Below are 327 nucleotides of genomic sequence, written 5' to 3'. Positions count from 1 at the left end.
TGTCAATAACTTTTGAAAATGTCACCTAAAAAGGTGTCTAATTATCGGATGAAAATGTCACTTAAGAGTTTAAGCATAATTTTTCAGGAAAATGCTTTCAAGCATCAAAAGGATATCTTTGTCGTTATCCTCAAAAGAGACTTTTTTTACCAAGGTGTGGCCATATTTATAATAATGGCTATCAGGTGGAGAGTAAGGAATTTGGTCCGATTTTGAGGCTGAGCTTGGTTGATTTAATTTTTTCTGTTTAATATAAGGAAGAACAGAGAAAAGAGTTTTTTTGAACTCTACAGCAACCCCCATCCTTGGACCGACTAAGACAGCGAC

At 35.2% G+C, this 327-nt stretch carries 1 pseudogene; it reads right to left on the bottom strand.

The window, feature by feature from the left end:
• Positions 1 to 69 precede the first annotated feature (69 nt).
• Positions 70 to 327, bottom strand: a pseudogene (locus Ga0466249_RS26025) (ISNCY family transposase); the annotation flags it as partial.

The sequence above is a fragment of the Pelorhabdus rhamnosifermentans genome, assembly GCF_018835585.1.
GTDB classification, from domain to species: Bacteria; Bacillota; Negativicutes; order UMGS1260; family UMGS1260; genus Pelorhabdus; species Pelorhabdus rhamnosifermentans.
This window is presented reverse-complemented; position numbering and strand designations above follow the sequence as displayed.